The following is a 7,559-nucleotide window of genomic DNA, read 5'->3' on the forward strand; positions in this document are numbered from 1 at the left end:
GCATCTCGCGGATGTTCTCTCGATCTGTGGATATGGAACCGTAGGAAGTCCCATCGTCCCAGTTCAAGGGGCATCCGCGTCTTCATGTCCAGGCCCTGGACCGGTCATCGCTCGGTGGATCAAGGCTTAGTGGCACGAACTCATCTGTCCAGGGCGCCTGATGGGCCTTGAAACCCACGTGAAACCTTCCGGTCACCGCGCCTCCGGGTAGATGGTCGTCACGTCGGCCCAGGGGTCAGCCAGGGGCGTCGAGGAAGCATCGCGTGCCGTCAGAAGTCCGATGCTGCGCGTCCCGTCCTGGGCCGACACCTGTCAACGACGTTGCCAAGGTCGTGGCCACGGCAGTTCGCCCGATGGCAGCGGGATCAACGGATCAGCAGGCCAGTTGGTCCATCCCTGTCGGCGGCGATTGCTCCGCCTACGCAGACAAGCGGTCGGCAAGTCAGGGAAGGCCCTGCCCTTGCCGCACCGCGCCTTGCCCGAGATGAGGAGAGCATGACGCTCCACGTTGACTACGACACGGAACCCGGGTGGCTCCACCTCGGGGGTCGGCTGTGAGTATCCCCGACACCATGTTGCCCGCCCACGCCATGCCGCCGACCGGCCTGCAGATGCCGAGTCGGGTGCATCTGACCGCCCCTTACATCACCGCGTGGAGTGGGGAGACCCGGAGGAAGGTGGCCATCGTCCCCCACCGGGCAGGCGCCGGGATCACGTTCGTGGGTGGGGAGAACGTTCAGGACCGTGACGAGCGCGGGGTCCTGTGGACCAACCGCGGCCTGGCGCCCGGCAAGGGGACGCCGCAGTTCGGCTATGTGCATTCGCAGCGTCAGCGCCGGTGCATGCGGCGCTGGCTCTGCCAGGTCTGCGGCGGGCCGGCCGACCGCACCGTCGACGGCACGCTGTGGCTCCTGGACACCGCAGGCGTCGAGGAGTCCTTCCCGCAGGCCGTGGAGCGCACCGTGCAGCCTCCGGTCTGCCGCCGGTGCGCGATCGAGGCCCCGCCCCTGTGCCCGGCCCTGCGCCGCAGCCACGCGCTGGTTCGCGTGCGGGATCACGCGGTTGCCGGGGTGTACGGCCATTTTTACGAGCTCTGCCGCAGCACGGGACAGGTCACCTCGGACAGGGAGGAGTATGTCTACTACGGGGACCCCGCGCAGCGGTGGGTCCTCGCCGGGCAGCTCTTCGCCCACCTGTCCGGTATCTCCCGTGTGCCCGAGGACGAGGTCGCCCGCTGGCGCGAGCGGAGAACGGCCGGGATTCACGAGGCCGATGCGGTCGGCCGCAACCATCGTGGGCAAGGGGGCACACCGTGACCCTCACCGAGGCCAATCCGGCTGGCAGCCTGCCGCCGGCCGGCACTCTCGTCCGCGACGAGGAGAGCGGTCGTACCGGTGTCCTCATGTACGCCGGGGACTGGCAGGACCCCTGCACGAGCCGCCACCACGACGCCGCCTTCCTCCGCCCGGTAGGGGGCGGGGTCGAGTGGATGACCAGCCCCCAAGCCGTTAGGCGCGTTCCTGGGGGAAGCCAGCTTCCCCTCGCACCTCGGCGCGTCAGCAGCATGCAGGAAAGGGAGAGCCCGGCACGTGATGAAAGCTGACCGGCCGGACCTCGACCAGGCATGGCGCTACGTGGTGACCACTCCCCATGGACATGGTCCGGGTCCAGGCAGCGTCGCCCCCGCTGGCGCCCCAGGCCCCTCCTGCCCGACCTGCTGCGTCATCGATGCCGCCCTGTGCCGTGCTGTCAGGGGCGGAGAAGCACAGGAGGAGGCACGGATCGCCCGGCAGCGCGTAGCCCACTGGCGTACCGCACACCGCATCCTCACCACCCGGTAGGCCTCGGGCCCCTAAGCTGCCGCCCCGCGCCTTGTCTTCTGGGCTGCGGGGCGGTGCACCACCGCACGGTCCTGTCCGTCTGAGAATGGAAAGGCATGCGATGTTCAGTTACGCCGACCGGTTCCCCACCGGAACACCGCTCCCCCAAGGGCATCAGACCCTCGCCCCGTGGGCGCTGCGCCGCATCGCCCCGTACCCGCCGTTCGAGGCCCACGAGTACAGCCGCGTCGAACTCGACGGCGACACCCAGACCTCCCGCTACCTCGATGCCTCGGGCGCGGTCGTCATGGCGCCTGGGCACGGAACGTCGTCCGGCACCAACCCGCCTACCGGAACCACCGGCCAGGGTGACAGGCACGGCGGCGACGCACCCGACAGCGACACTGGGAACGACACCGACCAGTGACCCCCGACCCTCGCCCGGTCGCGGTCGTCACCAACCTTGACGACCCGACCGCCGATCTGGTGATTGCCGAGCTGCACGACCGGGATACCTCGGTCGTGCGGTTCGACTCCGGTGACTTCCCCGCCACACTGTCGTGCTCCGCCTTCATCGGCGGCGGCGCGGAGCGGTGGCGTGGAAGCGTGCAGACCCCGACACGCACCGCCGATCTCGGCGCCGTCCGGTCCTTGTACTACCGGCGCCCCTCCGGATTCGCCTTTCCCCACCTCGACCACCAGGCCGCGCGCTTCGCCGCGGCCCAGGCCCGTTACGGCCTCGGCGGCATCCTCGCCTCGCTCCCCGGCTGCCTGTACGTCAATCATCCCCACCGCATTGGCGACGCCGAGTACAAACCCGCCGGCCTCGCCGCCGCAGCAGCGTGCGGCTTCATCGTCCCGCCCACACTGATCACCAACCGGCCCGACGACGCCCGCGCCTTCATCAAGCAGCACGGGCCCGTCATCTTCAAACCCATCTCCGTACCGCTCTACCTCGTCGACGGCAAGGCCCAGACCGTCCCCGTCGCCGCAGTCGAGGCCGACGAGATCGACGACTCCATCACCGGCACCATGCACCTCTTCCAAGCCCAGGTGGACAAGGCCGCGGACGTCCGCGTGACCGTGATGGGGGACCGGATATTCGCGGTGCGCATCGACTCCGGACTGCTCGACTGGCGCACCGACTACAGCACCCACACCTACACCCCTGTCACCCCACCGCCGGACGTGGAGCGCGCGCTTTACGCCTACCTCCGGCACTTCGGGCTCGTCTTCGGCGCATTCGACTTCGCCCTCTCCTATCGGGGCGAGTGGACGTTCATCGAATGCAACCCCTCGGGCCAATGGGCATGGTTGGAACCCCCCACGGGACTGCCCATGACCGCGGCCCTCGCTGACCTCCTGGAACGAGGCACCCATGGCACCTGACATCAACTCCACCGCAACCAGGCTGAGGCACCAGCTGTCCGCCCACCTCACCGACGACGGTTGGCTGCGCTCCCCGCAATGGCGCGCCGCCGTCGAATCCGTCCCCCGCCACGAGTTCGTGCTGTGCTTCTACCGTGAGACCGAAGCCCCCGGCCTGACGACGTGGACCCCCGTCACGGCCGACCTCGTCGGTGTTGAGGAGTGGCTGCGGCAGGCGTACGCCGACGACACCCTCATCACGCAGTTCGACGGCCGCGAAATCGACTGGACCGACCCGAAGCCCATCAGCGACGCGCACCCGACGTCCTCCTCGACGCTGCCGGCACTCGTCGTGCGCATGCTGGAAGAACTTCAGGTGCACGACGGCATGACCGTAATGGAGATCGGCACCGGAACCGGCTACTCGACCGCCCTCATGTGCCACCGTCTCAGCCCCGATCGGGTCACCTCCGTCGAGACGGACCCCGACGTCGCTGCCCGCGCCCGCGACGCACTCAACCGATCCGGATACACCCCACGTCTCATCGTCGGCGACGGCCTCGCCGGAGACCCCGAGGGCGCCACTCACGACCGGACGATCGCCACCTGCGGTGTGCGCCACATCCCTTACCCGTGGGTGCAGCAGTCCCGCCCCGGCGGAGTCATCCTCGCTACCCTCCGCGGCTGGATGCGCTCCCTCGGCCTGGTCCGCCTCACCGTCGACCACCACGGCCGCGCCGAGGGCCGGTTCATCGCCGACGACACAAGTTTCATGATCGCCCGGCAGCAGGACGCGCCCGCAAGCCTCGGCACGATCCCCGCGCCGGACGACGGCACCACACGCGGTACCCCGCACGGGCCCGGTCTGCTGTCCATGCCCGACAGCGGATTCCTGGCCCAGCTCGCCATGCCTGGCGCCCGCTTCTTCTCCATGCCCGCCGACGACGGCACCTCGACCACGTACGTACTGGACGCCACGAGCGAATCCTTCGCCGTCCTCACCCCCAAGGGCGATGACGGATGGAACGTCCGCCAAGGCGGCCCGGTCGCCCTCTGGGACGAACTCGAGAAGTCGCTCGCCCTCTGGCACGCCGCCGACTCCCCGGCACCGACGGACTTCGGGATCACGGTCACCCCGCAGCGGCAAAGCGTATGGCTCGGGTCACCCGACGGCCCGAGCTGGAGCCTGCCGACAGCAACGGAGGCTCCTGGCTGCCGCCCGTAGACAGACCTCCATCCCTCGGTCGAAAGCCAAACGGCCCGCCGTTCCGCCCCAGGTCAGTGGGGAGAACGGCGGGCCGTTTCAGCGCGTTTCCTGGGGAGTTCCTGGGGAGTACCAGGGGCTCCCGGGGAGCGTCCGGGGAGTGCGGGACCGATCAAGGACGCGACGTCGACAACGCCGTGAAACGCGCGTCGTCGCAGGTCGGCCCCGCTTCCGTCAGCACTCGATGACGTTCACCGCGAGACCGCCGCGCGCGGTCTCCTTGTACTTGACCTTCATGTCGGCGCCGGTCTCCTTCATGGTCTTGATGACCTTGTCGAGGGAGACGTGGTGGCGGCCGTCGCCGCGCAGCGCCATGCGGGCGGCGGTGACGGCCTTGGCGGCGGCCATGCCGTTGCGCTCGATGCAGGGGATCTGGACGAGGCCGCCGACCGGGTCGCAGGTGAGGCCCAGGTTGTGCTCCATGCCGATCTCGGCGGCGTTCTCGACCTGCTCCGGGGTGCCGCCGAGGACCTCGGCGAGGCCGCCGGAGGCCATCGAGCAGGCGGAGCCGACCTCGCCCTGGCAGCCGACCTCGGCGCCGGAGATCGAGGCGTTCTCCTTGAAGAGCATGCCGATCGCGCCCGCGGCGAGCAGGAAGCGGACGACGCCCTCCTCGTCCGCGCCGGGCACGAAGTTCATGTAGTAGTGCAGGACGGCCGGGATGATGCCCGCGGCGCCGTTCGTCGGGGCGGTGACCACGCGGCCGCCCGCGGCGTTCTCCTCGTTGACCGCCATGGCGTAGACCGTGATCCACTCCATCGCGCGGGCCTGCGCGTCGCCCTCGGCGCGCAGCTGGCGCGCGGTGCTCGCGGCGCGGCGGCGCACCTTGAGGCCGCCGGGGAGGATGCCCTCGCGGGACATGCCGCGCGAGACGCAGGCCTCCATCACGCGCCAGATCTCCAGCAGGCCCTCGCGGATCTCGTCCTCGGTGCGCCAGGCCTTCTCGTTCTCCAGCATCAGCGCGGAGATCGACAGGCCCGTCTCGCGGGAGAGGCGCAGCAGCTCGTCACCGGTGCGGAAGGGGTACTTCAGCACGGTGTCGTCCAGCACGATGCGGTCCTGGCCCACCGCGTCCTCGTCGACGACGAAGCCGCCGCCGACCGAGTAGTACGTCTTCTCCAGCAGGGGCGCGCCGGCCTCGTCGTAGGCGAAGAGGGTCATGCCGTTGGCGTGGTACGGCAGGGCGCGGCGGCGGTGCAGGATCAGCTGGGTCGAGTCGTCGAAGTCGATCTCGTGGGCCGAGCCGATCTCGGTGCCGAGGAGCCTGAGGCGCTTGGTGGTGCGGATGCGCTCCACCTCGTCGTCCGCGATCTCCACGTCGACCGTGCGCGGCGAGTGGCCCTCCAGGCCCAGCAGCACGGCCTTGGGCGTGCCGTGGCCGTGGCCGGTGGCGCCCAGGGAGCCGAAGAGCTCGGCGCGGACGGAGGCGGTGTGGGCCAGAAGGCCCTCGTTCTTCAGCCTTCCGACGAACATCCGCGCGGCACGCATCGGCCCCACCGTGTGGGAGCTGGACGGGCCTATGCCGATCGAGAAGAGATCGAAGACGGAGATGGCCACGGTGGCAGCTCCTTGTGGATCGAGGGTGGTACGGGGGAGTCCGCCGGTGAAGCGGGGGAGATCCCGCTCGTGGACGGGGGAGGCCCGCTCTTCAGTGTGCGTGATGCGGGCCGGTTTGTGCCGGGGGCCCGTGGTGACGAGGGGCACGTTCTCGGGCCCCGCACCACGGTCCGGTCACGGTACGGGGGCGTCGGCTCACCTGGAGTGTGCCCGACGCCCCCTACCGGCCGGTTAACCCGGGGTTATCACTCCGGGTTTCAGGGTTCTACTTCAGCCCGGGGTACAGCGGGAACTTGTCGGCCAGGGCCGTGACGCGGGCGCGCAGCGACTCCACGTCGTAGGACGGCTTCAGCGCCTCGGCGATGATGTCCGCGACCTCGCGGAAGTCCTCGGCCTGGAAACCGCGGGTGGCCAGGGCCGGGGTGCCGATCCGCAGGCCCGAGGTGACCATCGGGGGCCGCGGGTCGTTCGGGATGGCGTTGCGGTTGACCGTGATGCCGACCTCGTGGAGGCGGTCCTCGGCCTGCTGGCCGTCCAGCTGCGAGTTGCGCAGGTCCACCAGCACCAGGTGCACGTCCGTGCCGCCGGAGAGGACGGAGACGCCCACCTCGGTCACGTCCGGCTGCACCAGGCGCTCGGCCAGGATCTTCGCGCCCTCCAGCGTGCGCTGCTGGCGCTCCTTGAACTCCTCGCTCGCCGCGACCTTGAAGGACACCGCCTTCGCCGCGATCACGTGCTCCAGCGGACCACCCTGCTGACCGGGGAAGACGGCAGAGTTGATCTTCTTGGCCAGCTCGGCCGTGGAGAGGATCACACCACCGCGCGGACCGCCCAGGGTCTTGTGCGTGGTGGTGGTGACGACGTGCGCGTGCGGCACCGGGGAGGGGTGCAGCCCGGCGGCGACCAGGCCCGCGAAGTGGGCCATGTCGACCATCAGGTACGCGCCGACCTCGTCGGCGATCCGGCGGAAGGCCGCGAAGTCCAGCTGGCGCGGGTAGGCCGACCAGCCCGCGACGATCAGCTTCGGGCGGTGCTCCTTGGCGAGGCGCTCGACCTCGTCCATGTCGACCAGGTTGGTCTCGGTGTCGACGTGGTAGGCGACCACGTTGTAGAGCTTGCCGGAGAAGTTGATCTTCATGCCGTGGGTCAGGTGCCCGCCGTGGGCCAGGTTCAGACCCAGGATGGTGTCGCCGGGGCTGAGCAGCGCGAACATCGCGGCCGCGTTGGCCTGCGCACCGGAGTGCGGCTGGACGTTCGCGTGCTCGGCACCGAAGAGCGCCTTGATCCGGTCGATCGCGATCTGCTCGACGACGTCGACGTGCTCGCAGCCACCGTAGTAGCGGCGGCCCGGGTAGCCCTCGGCGTACTTGTTGGTGAGGACCGAGCCCTGGGCCTCCATGACCGCGACCGGAGCGAAGTTCTCCGAGGCGATCATCTCGAGGGTGGACTGCTGGCGGTGGAGTTCGGCGTCGACGGCGGCGGCGACGTCGGGGTCGAGCTCATGGAGGGAGCTGTTCAGAAGCGACATGAGTTCTTCCTGGACTTCCTGG

At 69.7% G+C, this 7,559-nt stretch carries 6 protein-coding genes; 4 read left to right on the forward strand and 2 right to left on the reverse strand.

From position 1 onward, the window contains the following. Positions 1–554 precede the first annotated feature (554 nt). The 4 genes from K6I34_RS27055 (at position 555) to tgmC (ending at position 4,413) form a co-directional block, all read left to right on the forward strand. Positions 555–1,316 (forward strand): hypothetical protein, encoded by a 762-nt coding sequence (locus tag K6I34_RS27055; protein WP_229329591.1) that lies wholly within the window; start codon positions 555–557, stop codon positions 1,314–1,316. A 625-nt stretch (positions 1,317–1,941) separates the two neighbouring features. Continuing rightward, complete coding sequence (gene tgmA / locus K6I34_RS27060; RefSeq protein ID WP_229329593.1) at positions 1,942–2,247, forward strand: putative ATP-grasp-modified RiPP; 306 nt, start codon at positions 1,942–1,944, stop codon at positions 2,245–2,247. Then, positions 2,244–3,209: an ATP-grasp ribosomal peptide maturase gene (gene tgmB, locus K6I34_RS27065; protein WP_229329595.1), complete on the forward strand. Its 966-nt coding sequence runs from the start codon at positions 2,244–2,246 to the stop codon at positions 3,207–3,209. The genes tgmA and tgmB overlap by 4 nt, the downstream gene beginning before the upstream one ends. Further along, positions 3,199–4,413, forward strand: a complete 1,215-nt coding sequence (gene tgmC / locus K6I34_RS27070; protein ID WP_229329597.1) for an ATP-grasp peptide maturase system methyltransferase — start codon at positions 3,199–3,201, stop codon at positions 4,411–4,413. The genes tgmB and tgmC overlap by 11 nt, the downstream gene beginning before the upstream one ends. A 213-nt stretch (positions 4,414–4,626) precedes the next feature. On the opposite strand, the gene K6I34_RS27075 is transcribed toward tgmC, so the two are convergent. Together K6I34_RS27075 and glyA are read right to left on the reverse strand one after the other, a co-directional pair. After that, on the reverse strand, positions 4,627–6,009 hold the full coding sequence (locus K6I34_RS27075; protein ID WP_229329599.1) for an L-serine ammonia-lyase: 1,383 nt from the start codon (positions 6,007–6,009) through the stop codon (positions 4,627–4,629). Between the two features lie 265 nt (positions 6,010–6,274). Then, positions 6,275–7,537 carry a serine hydroxymethyltransferase gene (gene glyA, locus K6I34_RS27080; RefSeq protein ID WP_229329607.1) on the reverse strand — a complete coding sequence of 421 codons (1,263 nt, stop codon included), beginning with the start codon at positions 7,535–7,537 and terminating at the stop codon, positions 6,275–6,277. Between the last annotated feature and the right edge of the window lie 22 nt (positions 7,538–7,559).

Source organism: Streptomyces sp. UNOC14_S4 (assembly GCF_020740835.1).
GTDB lineage: Bacteria > Actinomycetota > Actinomycetes > Streptomycetales > Streptomycetaceae > Streptomyces.

Bases quoted from the DNA above. Each gene is read 5' to 3' on its own strand.
- tgmA (WP_229329593.1), top strand. From the start codon at position 1,942: ATGTTCAGTTACGCCGACCGGTTCCCCACCGGAACACCGCTCCCCCAA.
- tgmC (WP_229329597.1), top strand. From the start codon at position 3,199: ATGGCACCTGACATCAACTCCACCGCAACCAGGCTGAGGCACCAGCTG.
- glyA (WP_229329607.1), bottom strand. From the start codon at position 7,537: ATGTCGCTTCTGAACAGCTCCCTCCATGAGCTCGACCCCGACGTCGCC.